Below are 265 nucleotides of genomic sequence, written 5' to 3'. Positions count from 1 at the left end.
CAGCTAAAAAGGAATGTTCTAATTCGCATTTACTTTCGTTTCGATATCTAGTTTTCAAAGAACAAGCTCCATGCAAAAGCAAGCTGTTTGAGAGTTTGAGCTCTCAAAACTGAGCAACGAGTGAGTAGTTTGCAGCTTAGCTGCATATTTGAATGTTTCCGCTACGGGAAACGATTCTCCATAGAAAGGAGGTGATCCAGCCGCACCTTCCGATACGGCTACCTTGTTACGACTTCACCCCAATCATCTATCCCACCTTCGGCGG

General features: G+C 44.5%; 1 rRNA gene. It reads right to left on the bottom strand.

The features are described 5' to 3' along the window. Window positions 1-184 precede the first annotated feature (184 nt). Window positions 185-265 (bottom strand): 16S ribosomal RNA (locus tag M3636_RS29275); the annotation flags it as partial.

Source organism: Paenibacillus sp. MER 99-2, from assembly GCF_023714095.1.
In the GTDB taxonomy this organism is placed as follows: Bacteria; Bacillota; Bacilli; order Paenibacillales; family Paenibacillaceae; genus Paenibacillus.
This window is presented reverse-complemented; position numbering and strand designations above follow the sequence as displayed.